The organism is Kitasatospora cinereorecta (assembly GCF_024172095.1).
GTDB classification, from domain to species: domain Bacteria; phylum Actinomycetota; class Actinomycetes; order Streptomycetales; family Streptomycetaceae; genus Kitasatospora; species Kitasatospora cinereorecta.
In genome coordinates, this window is sequence record NZ_JAMZDX010000005.1 from 294885 (window position 1) to 315189 (window position 20305).

Genomic DNA, 20305 nt, shown 5'->3' on the forward strand with positions numbered 1-20305 from the left:
CCATGTTCAAGGGATTCCGCAGCTTCCTGCTGCGCGGCAACGTGGTCGACCTGGCGGTCGGCATCGTCATCGGCGCGGCGTTCACCGCCGTCGTCACCGGGTTCGTCACCGCCTTCCTCACCCCGCTGATCGGCGTGGCGACGGGTGCGGTCGGCGACTTCTCGCAGAAGACCTTCTCGATCGCCGGCACCACGTTCCCGTACGGCGCCTTCCTCAACGCGCTGATCAGCTTCGTGCTGGTGGCGGCGGTGATCTACTTCGCCGTGGTGGTGCCGGTCGGCAAGCTGCAGAACCGGTTCCACCCGGTCAAGGACGTACCGGTCGCCAAGAACGACTGCCCGGAGTGCCTGAGCACCGTTCCGGCCGCCGCGACCCGCTGCGCGCACTGCACCACGGAGCTGGCCGGGCGGCCCGGCTTCCCCGCCCAGGCCGCGGCGCTGCAGTCCCGCTGACCTCCGCACTTCCCGCTCGGGCCCTCCGGGACCGGCCATCCGGCCGCCGGGGGGCCGCCTTCGTCGGTTCGCACGCCGTTCGACCTCCCGTCAGGTGGTCGTGATGGCCTGATTCCACCCACCCAAATGTCCGTTCTTCATCCTTTCGGGTGGTTTGATCGAGCGAAGAGTGTGTAAACAGTTGAACTCCCCGGTCTCCCACTCTCCTCAGCAGGCACATTGTGGGCTTACGGTATGCCCCATGACCTCGCCCCGCTCCTACGACGGAGTCGGCTACCCCTCTCCGTCCTTTTCCTCCGGCACGCCCATCTACGACAGCCTTGTCGCAGAACGTGGCATCCCGCAGATCGCCCCCATCAACGTGCCCCCGGCACTCCCCTCCTCGTACGGCTCCGGCTACGGCAGCAGCTCGTACGGGAGCTACGGCGGCTACGACAGCCCGGGCAGCAACCTGCCCGCGCTGCCCCCGGCCCGCCTCGCCCTGGGCCCCGGACCGAGCAGCGCCCCGGCGCCGGTCCAGCCGACTCCGGTGAGCTACGCCGGCGTCCCGCAGCCGCAGCCCGGCTACGGGGCCGCCCCGCAGCCCTACGTCCCCGGCCAGCGCCCGGGCGGCCCCGCGCCGTTCCAGCCGGCCGCCCCGCAGCCGTCCTACGGCGCGACCACCCAGGGCTTCGCCGGCCAGAGCCCCGCCTCCACCGGCTTCGCCAACGCGCCGCAGAGCTTCTCCGCGCCGAGCTTCGGCGGGCAGGGCTTCGGTACGCAGGGCTTCGGCGCGCAGGGCTTCAACGGCCAGGGCCAGCAGGCCTCGGCCGACCAGAGCTTCGGCGGCAACCAGCTGCGCCCGGCCGCACCGGTCGCCCCGGTGCGTCCGATGCAGCAGCAGTACCCGACGCAGCCGACGTACCCGCAGTACCAGCAGTACCCGCAGGCCGGCTGAGCCCAGCCGAGCCGTCCGCCCGGTGTACGAGGGAGCCGGGCGGGGTCTTGGCGGAGCAAGGGGTCGTCCCCAGGGCCGTCCGTACCGTCCACAGCGCGGTACGGACGGCCCTCGCGTCTTCCGGGCCGGTCCGCAGCCCCGGCGCTTCGCCGCCGGACGGGTCCGACCCCGGTGCCGGCGGCAGTCCGACCCCGGTGCCGGCGGCAGCGACCGGCTGGCAGGATGGGGTCATGCCACAGCTGACCGGACTCCACCTCTACCCCGTCAAGTCCACCTACCGGCTGAGCCCCGACACCGCCCGGGTCGAACCCTGGGGACTGGCCGGCGACCGCCGTTGGATGCTGGTGGACGAACGCGGGCGCGCCGTCACCCAGCGCGACGTGGCCGAGCTGGGGCAGTACCGCGCCGTACCCGAAGCCGACGGCTCACTGACCGTCACCGCGCCCGACGGCGCCCGGATCGCCGTCCCCGCGCCCGCCGTCGCCGAGGGCGCCACCGACACCGAGGTCGAGGTCTTCGGCACCTTCTTCCCCGCCGCCGAGGCGGCCAAGGAGGTGCAGATCTGGTTCGCCGAGCGGCTCGGCGAGGTCCGCCTGGTCCACCTGGACCGGCCCGGCAGCAGCCGCCCGATCGACGCCGCGTACGCCCGACCCGGCGAGACCGTGTCGATGGCCGACGGCTACCCGCTGCTGCTCACCACCACCGCCTCGCTGGCGGACCTGAACCGGCGGATCGCCGAGGACCACCCGGACGATCCGGTGAAGGCCACCGCGCTGCCGATGGAGCGCTTCCGCCCCAACGTGGTGATCACCGGCACCGAGGCGTGGGCCGAGGACGGCTGGCGGCGGATCCGGATCGGCGAGCTGACCTTCCGGGTGGCCAAGCCCTGCGGGCGCTGCGTGGTCACCACCACCGACCAGGAGACCGGCGTGCGGCGCGGCCCGGAGCCGCTGCGGGCGCTCGGCCGGCACCACCGGTTCGGGCAGAAGCTGGTCTTCGGGCAGAACCTGATCCCCGAGGGCGTCGGCACGCTGCGGATCGGCGACGAGCTGACCGTCCTGGAGGAGGGCCCGCGGCCGGAGCCGGACCGCCGCGGCTGATCCGACCCGGGTCGGGTGACCGGCGGAGGTGTCCGGGTCGGGTGACCGGCGGAGGTGTCCGGGTCGGGTGACCGGCGGCCGTCGTCCGGAACCGTGGCCGCCGTCCGGAACCGTGGCCGCCGCCACTCGTTGAACCGGATGGCCGGGAAGGGCGTTACGGTGGGGCGATCACACGGCGTCTCGACGAAGGTGGGGCTGACAGACCGTCATGGGTGAGCGTCATGGGTGAGCACAGGGTCCGGGTCACGCAGGACGGCGCCTCCCGCTGGCGGCGCCGCGCCGGGGATTACGAGACGCTCCACGAGGCCCTGGCCGTGGCCGAACCCGGCGACACCCTCACCCTGCGCCCCGGCACCTTCCGCGAAGCGGTACTGCTCGACAAGCCGGTGACCCTGCGGCCCGCCGACGGCCCGGGGAGCGTCCGCCTCGACCCGCCCGCCGGGGTCCCGCTGACCGTGACCGCCGCGGCCACCGTCCAGGGCCTGGTGATCGAGGGCTCGGACGTGTCCGTCCCGGCGGTCCTGATCACCGGCGAGAAGGCCGCCGCCCGGCTCGCCGACTGCCGGGTGGAGACCCGGGCGGCGGTCGGCGTGGAGATCACCGGCGGCGCCGACGCCGTGCTGACCGGCTGCGTCGTGGACAATCCGGCGGGCCTCGGCGTCCGGCTGCGCGGCGCCGTCGCCGAACTGCAGGACAGCGAGGTCACGGCCGCCGCCCAGTCCGGACTCGCCGTCCTCGGCGGCGCCACCGCCCGACTGGAACGCTGCCGACTGCACCACGCCGGCGGCGCCGGCGTGCTGATCGCCGACCCCGGCTCCACCGCCGAGCTGATCGGCTGCGAGATCTACGAGGTCCGCGGCAGTGGCGTCCAGGCCGAGGCGCAGGCCGTCGGCCGGCTCACCGACTGCACCGTCCACCGCGTCACCGGCAACGGCCTGAGCCTCGACAGCGAGGCCGAACTCACCCTCACCGCCTGCCGGGTGCACGACCTGCCGGAGAACGCGGCGGACCTGCGCGGCCGGTCACGGCTGCGGCTGGAGCGCTCCACCCTGCACGACTTCGGCCGCGGGGCGCTCTCGGTCTGGGACACCGGCACCCGGGTCGAGGCCGAAGGCTGCAAGATCCACTCGGCCGGCGGCGACTACCCGGCGCTCTGGGTCAGCGACGGCGCCACCGTCGAGCTGACCGACTGCGCCCTCGACGACCTGCCCGACGCGCTGTTCGTCCTCGACCAGGGATCGACCGCCACCGCCCGCGACTGCTCCTTCACCGGCATCCGCAGCTCCGCCGTGTCGGTCAGCGGCGGCGCCACCGCCGACCTCGCCGACTGCCGGATCCACCAGGCCGGCACCGGCCTGTGGTTCCGCGACCACGGCAGCGGCGGTCGGCTCACCGGCTGCGAGATCTCCGAGGTCTCCACCGGCGTGATCGTCACCAAGGGCGCCGACCCGCTGCTGCGCGACTGCACCGTCCGGGGCGCCGGCGACGCGGGCGTGTACGTCTCCGCGCAGGGCCGCGGCACCTTCGAGGAGGTCCGGGTCTCGCACGGCCGCGGCTTCGGCTTCCACGTGATCGACGGCTGCCGTACCCGCCTGGTGCGCTGCCGGGCCGAGAGCAACGGACGGGCCGGCTTCGAGTTCTCCGAACCCGGCCCGATCGCCGAGGCCTGCACCGCGGACGACGTCCTGCCCGCCGCCCCGCCGACTGCCCCACCCGCCGACCTGCCCGCCCCGCGCGGCGCCCTGCCGTCCGGGACCGGCGACCGCTCCCCGCTCCCGCACCCCGCGGAATCCGGCCCCGGCGGGCCGGGCGCCTCTGCCGTGGGCGCCTCCGTCCTGGGTGCCTCCGGCCTGGGCGCGGTCGCGCCGAGCCACGGCGGGCGGCCGCCGACCGTCCCGCAGATCGGCCCGATCCCGGACTGCCGCCCGGCCGACGAGGCGCTCGCCGAACTCGAGGCCCTGGTCGGACTCGCCACCGTCAAGCGCGAGGTGCGCACCCTGATCGACCTGATCTCGGTCGGCCGGCGCCGCCAGCAGGCCGGGCTCAAGGCCCCCTCGCCGCGCCGGCACCTGGTCTTCACCGGCTCCCCCGGCACCGGCAAGACCACCGTCGCCCGGCTCTACGGCGAGATCCTCGCCTCGCTCGGCGTGCTCCAGCGCGGCCACCTGGTGGAGGTCGCCCGGGTCGACCTGGTCGGCGAGCACATCGGCTCCACCGCGATCCGCACCGCCGCCGCCTTCGACCGGGCCCGCGGCGGCGTGCTGTTCATCGACGAGGCGTACGCCCTCGCCCCCGAGGACGGCGGCCGGGACTTCGGCCGGGAGGCGATCGACACCCTGGTGAAGCTGATGGAGGACCACCGCGACGCGGTGGTGGTCATCGTGGCCGGCTACACCGCCGAGATGGAACGCTTCCTCGCCGCCAACCCCGGCCTGTCCTCCCGGTTCTCCCGCACCGTCACCTTCCCCGACTACTCCGCCGACGAGCTGTTGCAGATCGCCCGCGCCCAGTGCCTGGAGCACGAGTACCAACTCGCCGAGGGCACCGCGAGCGCCCTGCTCGACCACTTCGCCGCCCTCGACCGCGGCACCGGCTTCGGCAACGGCCGCACCGCCCGGCAGGTGTTCGAGACCATGGTGGAGCGGCACGCCATGCGGGTCGCCCACCTGTCCGACCCGTCGACCGAGGAACTCCAGCTGCTGGTCCCGGCCGACCTGCCCGGCTGACCCGCCCAGCTCGCCCACACCGCCGAGCGTTCTCGCGTTCCGCCTCCGCCTCCCGAACGCGCGGCGGGGCATGCGAGGATGGCCGTACGATCATCTGCCGGGCTCGACGGGCTCGACTACCGGAGGGACGGTCCGTGACCGACACCAGCAACCTGCTCGCCGAGCAGCGCCGCGCACTCATCCTCGACGAGGTACGGCGCCGGGGCGGCGTCCGGGTCAACGAACTGACCCGGCAGCTGAACGTGTCGGACATGACGATCCGCCGGGACCTCGACGCGCTCGCCCGGGCCGGCGCGGTGGAGAAGGTCCACGGCGGCGCGGTCTCGGTCGAGGCTGCCCGTACCCACGAACCCGGCTTCGAGGCCAAGTCCGCGCTGGAGCCGTCCGCCAAGGAGGAGATCGCCCGCGCCGCCGCTGACCTGGTCGTCCCCGGCAGCGCCATCGCCCTCTCCGGCGGCACCACCACCTACACCCTGGCCCGCCACCTCACCGGAGTGGCCGAGCTGACCGTGGTCACCAACTCGGTCCGGGTCGCGGACGTCTTCGCCGAGGCGCAGCGCCGCCAGCCTGAGGTCCCGGCACCGACGGTGGTGCTCACCGGCGGCGTACGGACTCCGTCCGACGCCCTGGTCGGCCCGGTCGCCGACCGGGCGATCCGCTCGCTCCACTTCGACCTGCTGTTCCTCGGCACCCACGGCCTCTCCCCCGAGGCGGGTCTGTCCACGCCGAACCTCGCCGAGGCCGAGACCAATCGCGCGTTCATCGCCTCCGCCCGCCGCACCGTCCTGGTCGCGGACCACACCAAGTGGGGCACCGTCGGCCTCTCCAGCTTCGCCGACCTCACCGACATCGACACCTGGGTCACCGACGCCGGTCTCCCCGACGACGCCGCCGACACCGCCCGCGCCCACGTCCGCGAACTCATCCTCGCGGGCCGATGACCGAACTGACCTTCCGGGCACGGGACATTCGCCTGCGGCGGCGCAGTCTCGTCACCCCGGGCGGCATGGCGATCCTGCAAGCGGCCGTGCTCGCCCACCGGCAGGGCGGCGTGACCCTCTTCCTCGGGCTGTGCGGCGGAGTCTTCGGGCTGCTCGCGCTCGGCGGCCTCGTGCGCAGGCGGAGCTGGACCACGGTCGGAACCGACGGCATCACCACCTGCGGCGGACTCCGCCGCCGCAGCTACCCCTGGCAGGACATCCGCTGGATCGACGTGCGTGAGACCAGGTCCCGCGACGATGTGTCGCGGACGGCCCGGATCACCCTCGCGAGCGGCCGACGCCGTTCACTTCCGGGGCTCGTCGCGGGCACCTCGTACACCGGTCCCGACTTCGACGCGGGCTTCCAGCAGCTGATCGACCGGTGGGAGCTGAGCACCGACCCGGCCGACCGGGTGCGGCCGGCGGAGCGGCGTCGGTTACGCCGGTGGCCCGCGGCGATCGCCGTGGTGTCGACGGTCGTCGCCGGGGCCGTCGCCGTCGCGTTGTGGTGACGGTGGATCAGAGGGCGAGGCGGTAGTACTGCAGGTCGTCGTCCTGGCGGACCAGTTCCAGGCCGGCGGCGAGCAGGACCCGCTGCGAGGGGACGTTGTCGTGGGTGGTGTCGGCGAGTACCGCGGCGGCGCCGTGGCTGCGGGCGAGTTCGACGACGGCGGCGAGTGCCTCGCGGGCGTAGCCCTGGCCGCGGGCGGATTCGGCGAGGCCGTAGCCGACCTCGACGGCGCCGTTCTCGTCGGGGCCGCCGTGGAAGCCGATGCCGCCGATCGCGGTGCCGTGATCGCGCAGGCGGATCTCGTAGTTGCCGAAGGGCTGCGGGTCGCCGATGGCCGCGCACGCCTTGAGGAACATCCGCGCGCCGATCCGCTCGCCCGGCGCGGGGTAGTCCGGGGCCCAGTCGGGGTGCGAGCCGGCCTCGTCGGCGACGATGGTCTCGGCGTCGGCGGCGGTCAGCGGTCGGATGATCAGACGTCCAGTCAGAAGATCATTCATAGTCCGAGTGACTATCACACCGACGGCCCGGTCAGTCCAGCCGGGACCCGCCTGCGAGGAAGCGTTCCATCAGCTCGCGGTACGGCTCGATCTCGATGCCCTGCTCGTCGAGCCACTCGTTCGAGTAGTACTTGTCGAGGTAGCGGTCACCCGGGTCGCAGATCAGCGCGACCACGCTGCCGGTGGCGCCCTCGGCCCGCATCTCGGCGACGATCCGCAGCGCACTCCACAGGCCGGTGCCGGTGGAGGCGCCCGCCTTCTTGCCGAGGACCCGCTCCAGCACCCGGATCGCGGCGATGGAGGCGGCGTCCGGCACCCGCATCATCCGGTCGACCGCGCCCGGGACGAAGCTGGGCTCCATCCGGGGCCGTCCGATGCCCTCGATCCGGGAGCCGGTGGCGCAGGTGGCGTCGGGGTCGTGCTTGACCCAGCCGTCGAAGAAACAGGAGTTCTCCGGGTCGGCCACGCAGATCCGGGTGTCGTGCTGCATGTAGTGGACGTAGCGGGCGATGGTGGCGGAGGTGCCGCCGGTGCCGGCGGTGGCCACGATCCAGGTCGGCTCCGGGTGGGGCTCCCGGCGCAGCTGGGCGAAGATCGACTCGGCGATGTTGTTGTTCCCGCGCCAGTCGGTGGCCCGCTCGGCGTAGGTGAACTGGTCCATGTAGTGGCCGCCGGTCTCCGCGGCGAGTCGCGCGGAGACCTCGTACACCTCGCACGGGTTGTCGACCAGGTGGCACTCCCCGCCGTGGAACTCGATCAGGTCGATCTTCGCCCGGCTGGTGCTGCGGGCCATCACCGCGATGAACGGCACGCCGATCAGCTTGGCGAAGTACGCCTCGGAGACCGCGGTGGAGCCGCTGGAGGCCTCTATCACCGGCTTCCCGGGGCGGATCCAGCCGTTGCACAGGCCGTAGAGGAAGAGCGAGCGGGCCAGCCGGTGCTTGAGGCTGCCGGTCGGGTGGGTGGACTCGTCCTTCAGGTAGAGGTCGATGCCCCACTCGTCCGGCAGCGGGAAGCGCAGCAGGTGGGTGTCGGCGGAGCGGTTGGCGTCCGCCTGCACCTTGCGCACGGCCTCCTTGAGCCACGCCCGGTACTCGGCATCGGAACGGTCCACGTCCAGGGTGGGGACGACCATCGCGCACTCTCCTCGTCACCGATCTACTCCTACCGAGTGTAACAGGCGACTACGATAAGTGACGGTTACGGAACATCCAGCTTCCGCTTATCGCCCGCACGGGTCCCGGGCCGCTGGCTCACCACGCGGTGATCGGCACCGCCTGCCCGCCGACCCGCACCCGCGGGTCGCCCGCGCGCAGTTCCACGTTCAACACCGAGGGCCGGCCGAGGTCCTGGCCCTGGTACAGGGTGAGCCGCGCGTCCTCCAGATCGAACAGCTCCCGCAGGTACGCCCCGAACGCGGCCGCCGCCGCACCCGTCGCCGGGTCCTCGACCACCCCGCCGACCGGGAACGGGTCGCGCGCGTGGAACACCCGCTCCGAGTCGCGGTGCACCAGCTGGAGCGTCGTCAGGTCGAGGCGCAGCATCAGCCGGGTCAGCCGCTCGAAGTCGTACTCCAGCCGGGCCAGCCGCTCCCGGGTGGCCGCCGCCAGCACCAGGTGGCGCGCCCCGGCGTACGCGACCCGCGGCGGCAGGGCCTCGTCCAGCTCCTCGCGGCGCCAGTCGAGGGCGGCCAGCGCCTCGGCGACGTCCGCCTCCGCGACCGGGTCCACGCACGGGGTGACGCTGGTGAGCGTCGCGGACAGCACCCCGTCGCGGTCGGCGGTGACGGAGACCGGCACCGGGCCCGCCTTGGTCTCGAACAGCACCTCCCCCGGGCCGATCCGTCCGGCCAGCGCGACGGCGGCGGCGACCGTGGCGTGCCCGCAGAACGGCACCTCGGCCTTCGGGCTGAAGTACCGCACCGTGTACGTCCGCGGCTCGTCCGGCGCGGGGCACAGGAACGCCGTCTCCGAGTACCCGACCTCGGCGGCGATGGCCTGCTGCCGGGCATCGTCGAGCGCCCGCGCGTCGAGCACCACGCCGGCCGGGTTGCCGCCGGCCGGGTCGGCGGTGAAGGCGGCGTACCGCAGGACCTCGGGTTCGGCGGAGGGGGAAGAGTTCGTCATGCCCGGTCAACGACCGCTCGGGGCGCGGGAATTCCCGCCCGCCCCGGGAGACCGCTGCCGCACCGCCCGCCCCACCGGCCCCACCCTCCCTGCCGCCGCGCCGGCCCCACCTCCGCGGCGGCCGCCGTCAGACCTCGGCGACGGCCTGCGGGTCGACGAGGTACGGCTCCCAGGCGAGTTCGGCGGCGCCGACCAGCCCCGCGTGGCGGACCTGCGCGGGAACGATCGGGACGCGTCCGCTCCGCCCCCACAGGCAGCGTTCGGCAACCACCGCGGCAAGACGTTCGGGCGCGGCGGCGAGCAGGTCGAGGTGGAGGCCGCTGAGCACGATCCGGTCGGGGTTGAGGATGTTGGCGAGTCCGGCGAGCCCGAGGCCGAGGCGGTCGACCACGTGGTCGACGGCGGCCCGGGCCGCCGGGTCGGTGGCGCGGGCCAGTTCCCTGGCCTGCCCGAACAGGGGCAGCGCCGGGTCCGGCGTCAGTGCGGCGGCGGCGAACAGGGCGTCCGGGTCGGTCTCGGAGTTGAGGCACCCCCGGTTGCCGCAGGGGCACGGCCGCCCCTGCGGATCGACCGTCAGGTGGCCCACTTCGAGGGCGAGTCCGGCGCTGCCGGTGTGCAGCCGGCCGTCGATGACGAGGGCGCCGCCGACGCCGCGGTGGCCGGAGGTGACCAGCAGCAGGTGCCGGGAGCCGCGTCCGGCGCCGTGCCGGTGCTCGGCGAGCGCGGCCAGGTTGGCGTCGTTGGCGATGGCGGAGGGGAAGGCGGTACGGGCCTTCGGGCCCAGGTCGGCCTTGCGGATCTCCTCGGCGAACAGGTCGGCCACCGGTGTGCCGCTGGGCCAGCCGAAGTGGAGGGCGGCGAGCGCGGTGCCGTCGGGTTCGGTGACCGGGTTGGGCAGGGCCAGCCCGATGCCGAGGCAGCGGCGGCGCGAGCCGCGGGCGAGTCCGGCACCGGCCTCGGCGACCGCGCGCAGCAGCCGGACCGGGTCGGTGGCGGCGGGAAGCGGCAGGTGGAGCGGTTCGAGGAGCTGTCCGCCGAGGGCGGCGAGCGAGACGCTGACGCCGTCGGCGTGGATCTGGGCGGCGATCACCACCGGGCCGTCCTCGGCGAGCGCGAGGCGGTGCGAGGGCCGGCCGCGGCCGCCGCCGGCCGGGCGGGAGTCGACGGTGATCAGTCCGAGCGCCTCGAGTTCGCCGGTGACCGCACCGGCGGTGGCGCGGGTGACGTCGAGGGCGCCGGTGAGCGCCGAGCGGGTGGGCGCCTGGCCGGTGTGGATCAGCTGCAGGGCCGGACCGAGCAGGGTGCGGCCCCGGTCGGGCGCGGGTCGGCGCACGGCATCCGGGCGGCGCACAGCATCCGGTTGGCGTACAGCATCCGGGCGGCGCGGGGAGTCGGGCCGGGGGTTCGGGCTTGAAGGTGTGAGCGGCACTCCACTATTCTGACTTTGTGCCGCTACTGAACAAAACACGCGCCCGTATCGTCGGCCGTACCGTCACCCGATCCGACGCCCCCACTCACCCGCTCGGCCGCAGCTCCTCCTGGTCGGCGGCACGCATCGCCCTCACCGCCTTCTTCGCCGTCGACGGGTTCCTCTTCGCCGCCTGGGTGGTCCGGATCCCCGACATCCGCGCCCAGGTCGCCGCCTCGCACAGCGCCCTCGGACTCGCCCTGCTCTGCATCTCCGCCGGCGCGGTCGCCACCATGGCGCCGATCGGCCGCCTCTGCGTCCGGTACGGCTCCCGCCGGATCACCGTCGCATCCGTCGCGCTGCTGGCCCTCGCCGTCCCGCTCCCGGCGCACACCCACTCGGTGGCCGCGCTCGGCGGCGTCCTGCTGCTGTTCGGCGCGGGGTACGGCGCCGCCAACGTCGCCATGAACAGCGCCGCCGTCGACCTGGTCGCCCGGCTCCAGCGGCCCGTCATGCCCAGCTTCCACGCCGGCTACAGCCTCGGCGGCCTGCTCGGCGCGGCCGTCGGCGGCCTGCTGGCCGGCCGGATCACCGCCGCCTGGTCCCTCGCGCTCGCCGGACTGCTCGGCCTCGCGGTGGCCACCGTCGCCGGCACCGTCCTGCTGCGCGGCGCGGCCCCGGCCGTCTCCGCCACCTCCGCCGCGCCCACCACTGCGACGGCCGTCGGCGCCCCCGCCACGCCGCCCCGCCACGCCCGCCTGCTGGTGCTGTTGCTCGGCCTGACGGCCCTGTGCACCGCGTACGGCGAGGGCGCCCTCGCCGACTGGGCGACCCTGCACCTCACCGACGACGTCCACGCCTCCGCCGGGCTCGCCGCCGCCGGCTACGCCGCGTTCGCCTTCGCGATGACGGCCGGCCGGATCGCCGGCACCGGACTGAGCGTGCGACTCGGCCAGACCCGGGTGATGCTGTTCGGCGGACTGACCGCCTGCGCCGGCATGCTGCTCGCCGCCTTCGCGCCCACGGTCGCTGTCGCCCTCGGCGGGTTCGTGCTGGTCGGGCTCGGCCTCGCCAACGTCTTCCCGCTCGCCATCGCCCGGGCCGGCGCCCTCGGCGGCCCGCGCGGCGTGGCGACGGCCTCCACCCTCGGCTACGCAGGCATGCTGGTCGGCCCGCCGGTGATCGGCTTCCTGGCGGACGCGACCACGCTGCCCGTCGCCCTCACCACCGTCGCCGCCGCGGCCGCCCTCGCCGGCGTGCTCGCCCTGGTCGTCCGGAGCCGCCGGGCGTGACACCGCCTGGGCGGGCGCGGATCCGCGCCCGCCGGTACGCGGCAGGCGGGCCGGACGGTGGGCGGGCAGGCAGGCAGGCAGGCAGGCAGGCGCGAACTGCTCCGCGCACCCGAGTCGGCGAACGCCCCCCGTCCCTCCCTACGGCGTGGCAGGCTGACACCGTGATCAGTGCCAGGGACGTCTCAGAAGTCGACCGGATCGTCCGCGAGGTGGCCGAGCAGGAGATCGTCTCCCGCTTCGGACGGCTCGTCGCCGGGGAGATCGCCGAGAAGGCGCCGGGTGACCTGGTCACCGTCGCCGACCGGGCTGCCGAGGAGGCCCTCACCGCCCGGCTCACCGCGCTGCTCCCGGGTTCCACGGTGGTGGGCGAGGAGGCCGTGAGCGCCGATCCGGGCGTCCTGAAGGCGCTCGACGGCCCGGATCCGGTGTGGATCGTCGACCCGATCGACGGGACGCACAACTTCGTCGCCGGCAATCCGCGGTTCGCCACCCTGGTCGCACTGGCCCGGCAGGGCGAGCTGTTGGCCTCCTGGACGTACGCGCCGGAGCTCGACCTGATGGCCACCGCGTCGGCCGGCGGCGGTGCCCGGGTCGACGGGCGGCCGGTGCGGGTCGGCGCCGCCCCCTCGACCCTGCGGCACCTGGACGTGTGCGCCTCCCAGCCCCGCTGGTGGACCGCCGAGCAGCAGGCGCGCTTCAACGCCTTGTGCGGGCACGGGGTGTCGCTGTGCTTCCTGGACACCTCGGGGCTGGAGTACGTCGAGCTGGCTGCCGGTCGGCGCACCGCGATGGTGCTCACCTGGGAGTACCCCTGGGACCACGCCGCCGGCCTGCTGCTGCATGCGGAGGCCGGCGGCGTCGCGGTGGGGGCCGACGGCGCGCCGTTCCGGTTGTCCGGCGGCAACGCACTGCCGGTCGTCGTCGCGCCGGACGCCGACTGCGCGGCGCGGCTGCACGCCGCACTGGCCGGGCGGGCTCAGCCGGCCTGACTCCCCCACAGCTCTCGGCCGGGCCGCCACAGCTCCCGGCCGGTTCGCCTCGCCACCCGTCTCGGTGGAGCCGCCGCCCGGGTCACACGCAGCCGCAGGAGCGGCGGACGACCAGCCGGGAGGGGAACTGCCGCAGGCGGTCGCGGCGCGATCCGTCCAGCGGGGACGAGCCGTTCAACAGCAGGTCGACGGCGGCCTCGGCCATCGCCGTCCGGTCCGAGGCGACCGTGGTGAGCGGCGGATCGGTGAGCGACGCCTCCTTCAGGTCGTCGAATCCGACCACCGCGAGCTCGCCGGGCACGTCGATCCGCAGCTCCCGGGCCGCCCGCAGCAGCCCGATCGCCTGGTCGTCGGTGGAACAGAACACCGCCGGCGGCCGGGCCGGACCGCTCAACAGCTGCAGGCCGACCCGGTAGGCGTCGTACCGGTTGTACGGGCACGCGAACAGGCGGCCCTCGGTGGACCGGCCGGCCTCGTGCATGGCCTGCCGCCAGCCCTCGACGTGGTCGGTGACCGGGTCGCCGATCGTCGGCGTGGGCTCGATGCCGCCGAGGCACGCCACGTACGCATGCCCGTGCTCCAGCAGGTGGCGGGTGGCGAGCCGGGCGCCGCCAACGTCGTCGGTCACCACCGCGAACTCGCGGAAGGACTCGGGGCTCTCGTGCAGCAGCACGACCGGGGCGTCCCACGCGGCCAGCTCGGCCGCCGCCTGCTCGCTCGGCCCCTGGCTGACCAGGACCAGCCCCGAGACCCGCATGCCCAGGAACGCCCGCAGGTAGTGGACCTCCCGCTCGTCCCGGTAGTCCGAGTTACCGACCAGCACCATCTTGCCCCGGGCCGCTGCGGCCTGCTCCAGCGCGTGCGCCACCTCCCCGAAGAACGGCTGTCGGGCATCGGGAACGATCAGGCCCAGCAGATCGGTTCGGCGACTGGCCATCGCCTGTGCGACGCGGTCGGGACGGTAGCCGAGGGCGGCTATCGCGGCGACGACCCGTTCGCGGGTCGCCGGAGCCACAGGCCGCGGCCCGTTGTTCACCACGTAGGAGACGACCGCGGTCGAGGTACCCGCCATCCTGGCCACATCATCACGCGTCACCTTGGTCACCCGCACGAGCCTACGACGGCTTGCCGATCTCCGTACGCCGTTCGGGAACTGACCATCCTTCCGGCGCCGGTCCGCTGCGACCCCGGGCGCGGAACGCGACCCTGCGTTGGTGCGCGCGGCAGCCGCCCTTCCACGGGGTCGACATCCCGCAGGTCCGGCGTACGTCCGCCGCATGTCCGGCGCCTGTCCGGCGCAGCCGGCGGGGCGTGGCAGGATGCGTGGCTGATCGGCGGATTCGGGCGAGGACGGGAGCAGGGGCGATGGCGGTCGAGGTGCTGCGGGCGGACGAGCGGGCGGCCACGCCCTGGCTGAACGGCGGCGGAGTGACCCGGGAGGTGGCGGGCTTCCCGGCCGGCGCGGGGCTCACCGACTTCGCGTGGCGGGTCAGCCTGGCGGACGTCGGCCAGGGCGGGCCGTTCTCCCGCTTCGAGGGGATCGACCGGGTGATCACCGTGGTCGACGGCGCGGGCATGGCCCTCACCGTGGACGGCGTCGAGCACGTGCTGCCCGCGCCCTACCACCCGTTCGCCTTCGCGGGCGACTCCGACACCGACTGCCGCCTGCTCGGCGGCCCGGTCGTCGACTTCAACGTGATGACCCGCCGCGGCCGGGCCGCCGCCACGGTCGAGATCGCCGAGGCCCCGCGGACGGTCGACGTCCCGGCGGACGCGGACGCCGTCGTGCTGGTCGTCTGCCTGGCGGGCAGCGCGACGCTCGACGGGGCCGGGCACGACGGGGTGGGGCTGCGGCTGGGACGGCTGGATGCCGCGCTGCTGTCGTCGGGTGAGCGGCAGCGCCTGGACGTCGACGGGGTGGCGGCAGTGGTCGAGCTGCGGACGGTCGGCGACTGACGGCTTTCGACCGACCATCGACGGCCGGCGGCTTTCAGCCGACCGTTGACCGTAGGCCGGTGACCATCGGCCGTTGACCGTCAACCACCACTGACTGACGGATGACAGATGACGAAAATCGTCAGCGCACTACGCGGGATCATGCTCCAGTCGAAGCAGATCGGATGACCGATAAACGAAAGGGCCGGTACGGCATGCGAGTGCTGGTGAGCGGGGCGTTCGGATTCGTCGGGACCGCCGTGGTGCGCCAACTCGCAGCGGCCGGGCACCAGGTACGGGCGCTCGGCCACCGAGCCGAGCCGCCGGCCGGGCTGCCGGTGGCGGAGGTGGTCCGCGGCGACGTCCGCGAGCCCGCCGTGTGGCGGGAGGCGCTGGACGGGGTGGACGCGGTCTGCCACCTGGCGGCGCTCACCCGGGGCCGGGAGTCGGTGGAGCGTCCACAGTCCCACTGGGACGTCAACCTCGGCGGCATGGAGGCGCTGCTGGAGTCCCTGCCGTCAGGCCCCGGTCGCCTGCGGGTGGTTTTCGGCTCGACCGCGGCGGTGTACGGCGCACCGGAGCGCCAGCCGATCGACGAGCGGACCCCGCCGGCGCCCGGGAACCCGTACGGCGAGTCGAAGTTGGCGGCCGAGCGGCTGCTGCTGGCCCACGGCGCGGCGGATGCGGTGGTGCTGCGCTGCTTCAACGCGGCCGGCACCGGCGACGTGGACGAGACCCGCATCATCCCCCGCGCGCTGGCGGTGGCCGCCGGCCGTCACCCGCACCTGGAGCTGAACGGCGACGGCAGTGTGGTGCGCGACTTCGTGCACGTGGACGACATGGCGCGGGCGTACCTGCTGGCGGTGGAGCAGCCGTCCCACCGGGCGGGCGCGGAGCGGGTGTTCAACGTGGGTGCGACGCCCGCGAGCATGCGGGAGATCGTCGACGCCGTGGAGCGGGTGACGGGCCGCCCGGTGCCGCTGGTTCACCGTCCGGCGCTGCCGGAGGCGCCGCGCCTGGTGGCGGACACGGCGCTGATCCGTCGCGTGCTGGGCTGGCGTCCGGAGCGCTCCGGACTCACCCGGATGATCGAGGACGCCTGGACCAGCCCGTCCCCCTGAAGGACCGCGGCAGGCACCGGCGGGCCCCGCGGAACAGCCCGGGGAACGGCTCAGGGCCGGTCGTACCAGGAGAAGGCGGCGATCCGCCAGCCCTCCGGGGTCCGGACGAACTGGAAGGTCTTGCTGCCGCCGCCCTCGTACGGTTCGCCGTCCAACAGCCCGGACTTGCGGTACTCGCCGAAGCGGCAGGCGATGTCACCGGCAATGTCGGTCCGCTCGGCGGTCTCCCACTCGGAGAACTCGGTCAACCGGCCCTCGTTCAGCAGCCGTTCGCGCGGCTCGATGAACTCCTCGACGGAGTAGGCGGCGTAGTTCGGGCCGGTGACGACGATGACGCCGCCGGGGACCATCAGCCGGCGCAGCCGCGCCAGGTCGGCGGGCTTCCCGCCGCGGTTGTCGAAGGCTCCGAAGAACTCGGCGGTGAGCGCGTCTATCTCAAGCTTGGACATGGCCGGACGCTAGCACCGCATTACACCGCAAGGGGCCGCACCCCACACGGGGGCCTCGCCGCTGGCGCACCTCCGCTCGCCGGCACCCGGCACACCCCCCGGCGGCCGGCTACCGCTCCCCCGCCACCTGCTCGTCCGCCGCGCTGCCGCCCTCCTCGCCCGGTATCCGCAGGTCCCACCCGACCAGGGCGCGCAGCTGCTCCGCAGTGACGCCGTCGGGCAGCGGCCTGGGCGCGTCGTGCCGGATCGGCGGCTGCCAGCCCTCCTCGGCGTCCCAGCGGCGGACCACGCGGGCGGGCGCGCCGGCGACCACCGCGTGGTCGGGCACCTCACCGCTGACCACGGAGTTGGCGGCGACGACCACGTTGCGGCCGATCCGGGCGCCGGGGAGGATCACGGCGCCGGTGCCGATCCACGAGCCGGCGCCGATCTCCACGGGCTCGTTGCGCGGCCACTGCTTGCCGATCGGCAGTTCGGTGTCGCGGTACTCGTGGGCCTGGTCGGTGATGTAGACGTCGGGGCCGGTCCACACGTCGTCGCCGAGGACGATCGACTGGTGGCCGACGATGTGGCTGCCGCGGCCGATCACGCAGCCGCCGCCGATCCGCACGATCGGTTCGGGGCCGAGGTCGAGGCCGGGCAGGAAGCCGGCCGAGATGGTGACCCGCTCGCCGATGATCGAGAACGGACCGATGGTCACCCACTGCTCGTTGAAGACGGTGCCGAGCGGGAACGCCAGCTTGGTGCCGTCGCCGAGTTCGCCGAAGCGGTACGGGCCGGGGTTGCGGTTGGTGACCGCGCCGGCGTCCTGGAGCCACTTCCAGCCGCGGTGCAGGGCCCGTCCCGCCGTGCGGCGGGCGCGGTCGCGGGTGGCGGTCGCGAAGCGGTTGCTCAGCAGCGTACGGACGATCGGCATGGCTCCCACCGTATCGGCGCCGCACCCGCCCCGGACCGGTGAGGGGAGCAACATCACACTGCGGGCTCCCGGAAGCCGCCCGGGAACGGCAGAATCGGCGCGTGGAGATCATCGAACACCTCGACGCCCTGCGCCGCGAGGGCGCCCTGCTGGCCGACGCGGCGGCCGCGACGCCGCTGGACGCGCCCGTACCGACCTGTCCGGACTGGCGGCTGGCGGACCTGGTCCGGCACGTCGGCCAGGTGCACCGCTGGGCGACCGCCTTCGTCGCGGAGGGGCACCGGAAGCCACTGGACGACGCCGGGCAGCAGGCCGCCTTCGGGCCGGATCCGGCCGACGAGGAGCTGGTCGACTGGTTCCGGACCGGGCACGCCGCACTGGTGTCCGCGCTGGACGCGGCCGACCCGGGACTGGACTGCTGGAGCTTCCTCCCGGCGCCCTCGCCGCTCGCCTTCTGGGCCCGGCGGCAGGCGCACGAGACCGCCGTCCACCGGGTCGACGCCGAGTCGGCGGCCGGGGTGGAGCCGACCGCGACCGCTCCCGCGTTCGCCGAGGACGGCATCGCCGAGCTGCTGACCGGGTTCCTGGTCCGGCCGCGGGCGGCGCTGCGCAGCGAGGAGCAGCGCACGCTGCTGGTCCGGGCCACCGACCGGCCGGCGTCCTGGTTGGTGACGATCGGTCGGGACCCGGTGGTGGTCACCGAGGACGCGGCGCCGGGCGCGGCGGCCGCCGACTGCACCGTCAGCGGCCGTGCGCACGACCTCTACCTGTTGCTGTGGAACCGGCTGCCGCTGGAGCGGGTGGACACCGCGGGCGACCGTTCGCTGTTCGACCTGTGGCGTAAGACGGCCCAGATCCGCTGGAGCTGACCCGCCGCCGGCCATCCGGTGGAACGACCCAGCAGTGACCGCGCCCGGGGCGCTCCTGCCCCGGGACTACTGCCCCCGGGGCTACTGCCTCGGGTGCTACTGCGCCCAGGGCGCGGGCTTGCGCTCCAGGAAGGCGCGCATCCCCTGCTGGGCCTCCTCGGAGCCGAACAGCCGCGCCGACAGCGTCACCAGCTCCTCCGCGCCGCGCTCGAAGGAGGCCACGACGTCGGCGTTGGCCAGCCGCTTGGACTCGGCCAGGCCCTGCGGCGAGCCGAGCCGGATCGCGTCCAGCAGGGTCTTGAGCGTCGCGGCGGGGTCGTCCGCGGCCTCGGTGATCAGGCCGATCCGGGCCGCCTCGGCGGCGTCGAACGTCTCGCCGGTCAGGTAGTAGCGGGAGGCGGCGCGCGGGTCGAGCTTGGGGCGCAGCGGCAGCGAGATCACGGCGGGGGCGAGGCCGAGCCGGACCTCGGTGAAGGCGAAGGTGGACTGCGGGCCGGCCACCGCCAGGTCGCAGGAGCCGAGCAGGCCGAGGCCGCCGGCCCGGACGTGGCCGTCGACCAGCGCGATCACCGGCTTCGGGCAGTCGACGATCGCCCGCTGGATGTCCACCAGGCCGCGCGGACCCACGGTCGGGTCGCTGCCGGTCGCCTCGGACAGGTCCGCGCCCGCGCAGAACACCTTGCCGGTGTGGCCGAGCACCACGGCCCGGACCGCCGGGTCGGCGGCGGCGTCCGCCAGGCCCTGGTTGAGCTCGGCCATCAGCCGGGTGGACAGGGCGTTGCGGTTGTGCGGGGAGTCCAGTTCCAGCGTGGTGACGGCGTCGGCGGTGGTGACGCGGACGAGGGGTGCATCGACGGTCATCGTGTCGGGGCCTGCTTTCCGATTGAGGGTGGGTCGGACGGCTCGCTGCCACCCTGGCATGTCCGGGCCCCGGAGGCCAGAGCCACCCGAAATCCGCTGGTCGGACGGGGTGACGGCACGGCAGGATCGCTCGCATGACGCCCTCGCCCAACGCCGCCCACCCGCTGGCTCACCCGCTGGCTCACCCACGCTCCGCCCCGCCCGCCGACCCGACCGGCACGCCGCTGCTCCTGCTCGCCCCGAAGGTCACCGAGACCGGCCTGCAGCTGCTCACCGCCGCCCGCCGGCGCGGTCTGCGCGCGCACACCGCGCCCCGCTGGGAGGTGCCGGCCGAGCTGGCGGGCGTACGGCCGGCGCACCTGTACGGCGGGCCGCTGTTCGCCGACGCGGTCGGTCGCGATCTCGGCCTGGCCCTGCTCGACGCCCCGGCGGACTGGCTGGCCACGCTGCCGTACGACCTGACGCGCCGCCGGGTGGAGTTCACCACCTTGGCCGAGGCGCGCCGGCTGCGCGGTCCGGCGTTCGTCAAGCCGCCGGTGGACAAGGTGTTCGCAGCCCGGGTCCACCCGGACGGCTCCGCGCTGCCGGGCCCGGACGTTCTGGACGACGACACGCCGGTGCTGGTCAGCGAGGTGGTCCGGTTCGCGCGCGAGTACCGGCTGTTCGTGCTGGACGGGCAGGTTCGGACGGCGAGCCGCTACGCCGTGGACGGCGACCTGGACATGGCCGCCGACGACGAGTACGGCCCGGAGGTAGCGGCCTTCGCCGCCGACGTGCTGGCGGGCGCGGGCGGACTGCCGAGCGCGGTCGTGGTGGACGTCGGCCTCCTCGCCGACGGCGCCGGCTGGGCCGTGGTGGAGGCCAACGCCGCCTGGGCGAGCGGAGGTTACGCCTGCGACCCGGACCGAATCCTGGACGTGGTCCTGCGCGCCGCCGGCCCGGAGACCACCCTCACCGACGCCGACCGCCCCTACTGCCGCCCCCTGCCGACCATCGTGCGCTGAGCGAGCCCCGCCCACCGAAGGGCCGCCCCCAACCCGGGGCGGCCCTCGACAGCCCCGGCTCCGCCCCGCTGTCTCAGGCCCCGACCCCGCCGTCGAAGCCCCATCGCGAGGTATAGACGCGATGTATACGCT

General features: G+C 74.5%; 20 protein-coding genes. 12 read left to right on the plus strand and 8 right to left on the minus strand.

Features of this window, described 5'->3' with window-relative positions:
* Positions 1-2: 2 nt before the first annotated feature.
* From mscL to FHR36_RS26995, 6 genes are all read left to right on the plus strand, one after another.
* Positions 3-452, plus strand: coding sequence for a large conductance mechanosensitive channel protein MscL (mscL, locus tag FHR36_RS26970; protein WP_253801188.1), 450 nt, complete (start codon positions 3-5; stop codon positions 450-452).
* Positions 453-693: 241 nt separating this feature from the next.
* Positions 694-1389, plus strand: coding sequence for a DUF6643 family protein (locus FHR36_RS40055; RefSeq protein WP_308199646.1), 696 nt, complete (start codon positions 694-696; stop codon positions 1387-1389).
* A gap of 230 nt (positions 1390-1619) precedes the next feature.
* Positions 1620-2489, plus strand: coding sequence for an MOSC domain-containing protein (locus FHR36_RS26980; protein ID WP_253801190.1), 870 nt, complete (start codon positions 1620-1622; stop codon positions 2487-2489).
* Positions 2490-2710: 221 nt separating this feature from the next.
* The gene (locus FHR36_RS26985; RefSeq protein WP_253801192.1) at positions 2711-5215 is read left to right on the plus strand and encodes a right-handed parallel beta-helix repeat-containing protein; all 2505 of its coding nucleotides are present in this window, start codon (positions 2711-2713) and stop codon (positions 5213-5215) included.
* Positions 5216-5349: 134 nt separating this feature from the next.
* Positions 5350-6156 carry a DeoR/GlpR family DNA-binding transcription regulator gene (locus FHR36_RS26990; protein WP_253801194.1) on the plus strand — a complete coding sequence of 269 codons (807 nt, stop codon included), beginning with the start codon at positions 5350-5352 and terminating at the stop codon, positions 6154-6156.
* Positions 6153-6707, plus strand: coding sequence for a PH domain-containing protein (locus tag FHR36_RS26995; protein ID WP_253801196.1), 555 nt, complete (start codon positions 6153-6155; stop codon positions 6705-6707). Before FHR36_RS26990 ends, FHR36_RS26995 begins: the two co-directional genes overlap by 4 nt.
* Before the next feature lie 7 nt (positions 6708-6714).
* On the opposite strand, the gene FHR36_RS27000 is transcribed toward FHR36_RS26995, so the two are convergent.
* The 4 genes from FHR36_RS27000 to FHR36_RS27015 form a co-directional block, all read right to left on the minus strand.
* Positions 6715-7203 (minus strand): GNAT family N-acetyltransferase, encoded by a 489-nt coding sequence (locus FHR36_RS27000; RefSeq protein WP_253801198.1) that lies wholly within the window; start codon positions 7201-7203, stop codon positions 6715-6717.
* A gap of 31 nt (positions 7204-7234) precedes the next feature.
* Positions 7235-8338, minus strand: coding sequence for a PLP-dependent cysteine synthase family protein (locus tag FHR36_RS27005; RefSeq protein WP_253801200.1), 1104 nt, complete (start codon positions 8336-8338; stop codon positions 7235-7237).
* 118 nt (positions 8339-8456) lie between these two features.
* The gene (locus FHR36_RS27010; protein ID WP_253801201.1) at positions 8457-9329 is read right to left on the minus strand and encodes a PhzF family phenazine biosynthesis protein; all 873 of its coding nucleotides are present in this window, start codon (positions 9327-9329) and stop codon (positions 8457-8459) included.
* A gap of 127 nt (positions 9330-9456) precedes the next feature.
* Entirely contained in the window at positions 9457-10662 is a 1206-nt protein-coding gene (locus FHR36_RS27015) for an ROK family protein (protein ID WP_253801203.1), read from the minus strand.
* Positions 10663-10775: 113 nt separating this feature from the next.
* On the opposite strand from FHR36_RS27015, the gene FHR36_RS27020 reads away from it, so the two are divergent.
* Positions 10776-12029 carry an MFS transporter gene (locus tag FHR36_RS27020; RefSeq protein ID WP_253801206.1) on the plus strand — a complete coding sequence of 418 codons (1254 nt, stop codon included), beginning with the start codon at positions 10776-10778 and terminating at the stop codon, positions 12027-12029.
* A gap of 161 nt (positions 12030-12190) precedes the next feature.
* Positions 12191-13018, plus strand: a complete 828-nt coding sequence (locus tag FHR36_RS27025) for an inositol monophosphatase family protein (RefSeq protein WP_253801208.1) — start codon at positions 12191-12193, stop codon at positions 13016-13018.
* A gap of 82 nt (positions 13019-13100) precedes the next feature.
* Here FHR36_RS27025 and FHR36_RS27030 read toward each other — a convergent pair whose 3' ends face one another.
* Complete coding sequence (locus FHR36_RS27030) at positions 13101-14123, minus strand: LacI family DNA-binding transcriptional regulator (protein WP_253801210.1); 1023 nt, start codon at positions 14121-14123, stop codon at positions 13101-13103.
* Between the two features lie 260 nt (positions 14124-14383).
* Here FHR36_RS27030 and FHR36_RS27035 point away from each other — a divergent pair, with 260 nt between their 5' ends.
* Together FHR36_RS27035 and FHR36_RS27040 are read left to right on the plus strand one after the other, a co-directional pair.
* On the plus strand, positions 14384-14974 hold the full coding sequence (locus FHR36_RS27035) for a HutD/Ves family protein (protein WP_253801211.1): 591 nt from the start codon (positions 14384-14386) through the stop codon (positions 14972-14974).
* Positions 14975-15138: 164 nt separating this feature from the next.
* A complete protein-coding gene (locus FHR36_RS27040; RefSeq protein ID WP_253801213.1) occupies positions 15139-16074 on the plus strand; it encodes an NAD-dependent epimerase/dehydratase family protein in 936 nt (311 codons plus the stop codon).
* A gap of 50 nt (positions 16075-16124) precedes the next feature.
* Here the strand turns inward: FHR36_RS27040 and FHR36_RS27045 are convergent, their stop codons facing one another.
* Both FHR36_RS27045 and FHR36_RS27050 read right to left on the minus strand, forming a co-directional pair.
* A complete protein-coding gene (locus FHR36_RS27045; RefSeq protein WP_253801215.1) occupies positions 16125-16523 on the minus strand; it encodes a nuclear transport factor 2 family protein in 399 nt (132 codons plus the stop codon).
* Between the two features lie 109 nt (positions 16524-16632).
* Entirely contained in the window at positions 16633-17439 is an 807-nt protein-coding gene (locus FHR36_RS27050) for an acyltransferase (RefSeq protein WP_253801217.1), read from the minus strand.
* A 101-nt stretch (positions 17440-17540) separates the two neighbouring features.
* Between FHR36_RS27050 and FHR36_RS27055 the strand changes: the two genes are divergently transcribed.
* On the plus strand, positions 17541-18308 hold the full coding sequence (locus FHR36_RS27055; RefSeq protein ID WP_253801218.1) for a maleylpyruvate isomerase family mycothiol-dependent enzyme: 768 nt from the start codon (positions 17541-17543) through the stop codon (positions 18306-18308).
* A 96-nt stretch (positions 18309-18404) separates the two neighbouring features.
* Here FHR36_RS27055 and FHR36_RS27060 read toward each other — a convergent pair whose 3' ends face one another.
* Entirely contained in the window at positions 18405-19169 is a 765-nt protein-coding gene (locus tag FHR36_RS27060; protein ID WP_253801221.1) for an enoyl-CoA hydratase family protein, read from the minus strand.
* Positions 19170-19303: 134 nt separating this feature from the next.
* Between FHR36_RS27060 and FHR36_RS27065 the strand changes: the two genes are divergently transcribed.
* Positions 19304-20173: an ATP-grasp domain-containing protein gene (locus FHR36_RS27065; RefSeq protein ID WP_253801223.1), complete on the plus strand. Its 870-nt coding sequence runs from the start codon at positions 19304-19306 to the stop codon at positions 20171-20173.
* Positions 20174-20305: the final 132 nt, after the last annotated feature.

Coding starts and splice junctions, on each gene's coding strand:
- mscL (WP_253801188.1), top strand. CDS start 3: ATGTTCAAGGGATTCCGCAGCTTCCTGCTGCGCGGCAACGTGGTCGAC.
- FHR36_RS40055 (WP_308199646.1), top strand. CDS start 694: ATGACCTCGCCCCGCTCCTACGACGGAGTCGGCTACCCCTCTCCGTCC.
- FHR36_RS26980 (WP_253801190.1), top strand. CDS start 1,620: ATGCCACAGCTGACCGGACTCCACCTCTACCCCGTCAAGTCCACCTAC.
- FHR36_RS26985 (WP_253801192.1), top strand. CDS start 2,711: ATGGGTGAGCACAGGGTCCGGGTCACGCAGGACGGCGCCTCCCGCTGG.
- FHR36_RS26995 (WP_253801196.1), top strand. CDS start 6,153: ATGACCGAACTGACCTTCCGGGCACGGGACATTCGCCTGCGGCGGCGC.
- FHR36_RS27000 (WP_253801198.1), bottom strand. CDS start 7,203: ATGAATGATCTTCTGACTGGACGTCTGATCATCCGACCGCTGACCGCC.
- FHR36_RS27005 (WP_253801200.1), bottom strand. CDS start 8,338: ATGGTCGTCCCCACCCTGGACGTGGACCGTTCCGATGCCGAGTACCGG.
- FHR36_RS27010 (WP_253801201.1), bottom strand. CDS start 9,329: ATGACGAACTCTTCCCCCTCCGCCGAACCCGAGGTCCTGCGGTACGCC.
- FHR36_RS27035 (WP_253801211.1), top strand. CDS start 14,384: ATGGCGGTCGAGGTGCTGCGGGCGGACGAGCGGGCGGCCACGCCCTGG.
- FHR36_RS27040 (WP_253801213.1), top strand. CDS start 15,139: ATGACCGATAAACGAAAGGGCCGGTACGGCATGCGAGTGCTGGTGAGC.
- FHR36_RS27045 (WP_253801215.1), bottom strand. CDS start 16,523: ATGTCCAAGCTTGAGATAGACGCGCTCACCGCCGAGTTCTTCGGAGCC.
- FHR36_RS27050 (WP_253801217.1), bottom strand. CDS start 17,439: ATGCCGATCGTCCGTACGCTGCTGAGCAACCGCTTCGCGACCGCCACC.
- FHR36_RS27060 (WP_253801221.1), bottom strand. CDS start 19,169: ATGACCGTCGATGCACCCCTCGTCCGCGTCACCACCGCCGACGCCGTC.
- FHR36_RS27065 (WP_253801223.1), top strand. CDS start 19,304: ATGACGCCCTCGCCCAACGCCGCCCACCCGCTGGCTCACCCGCTGGCT.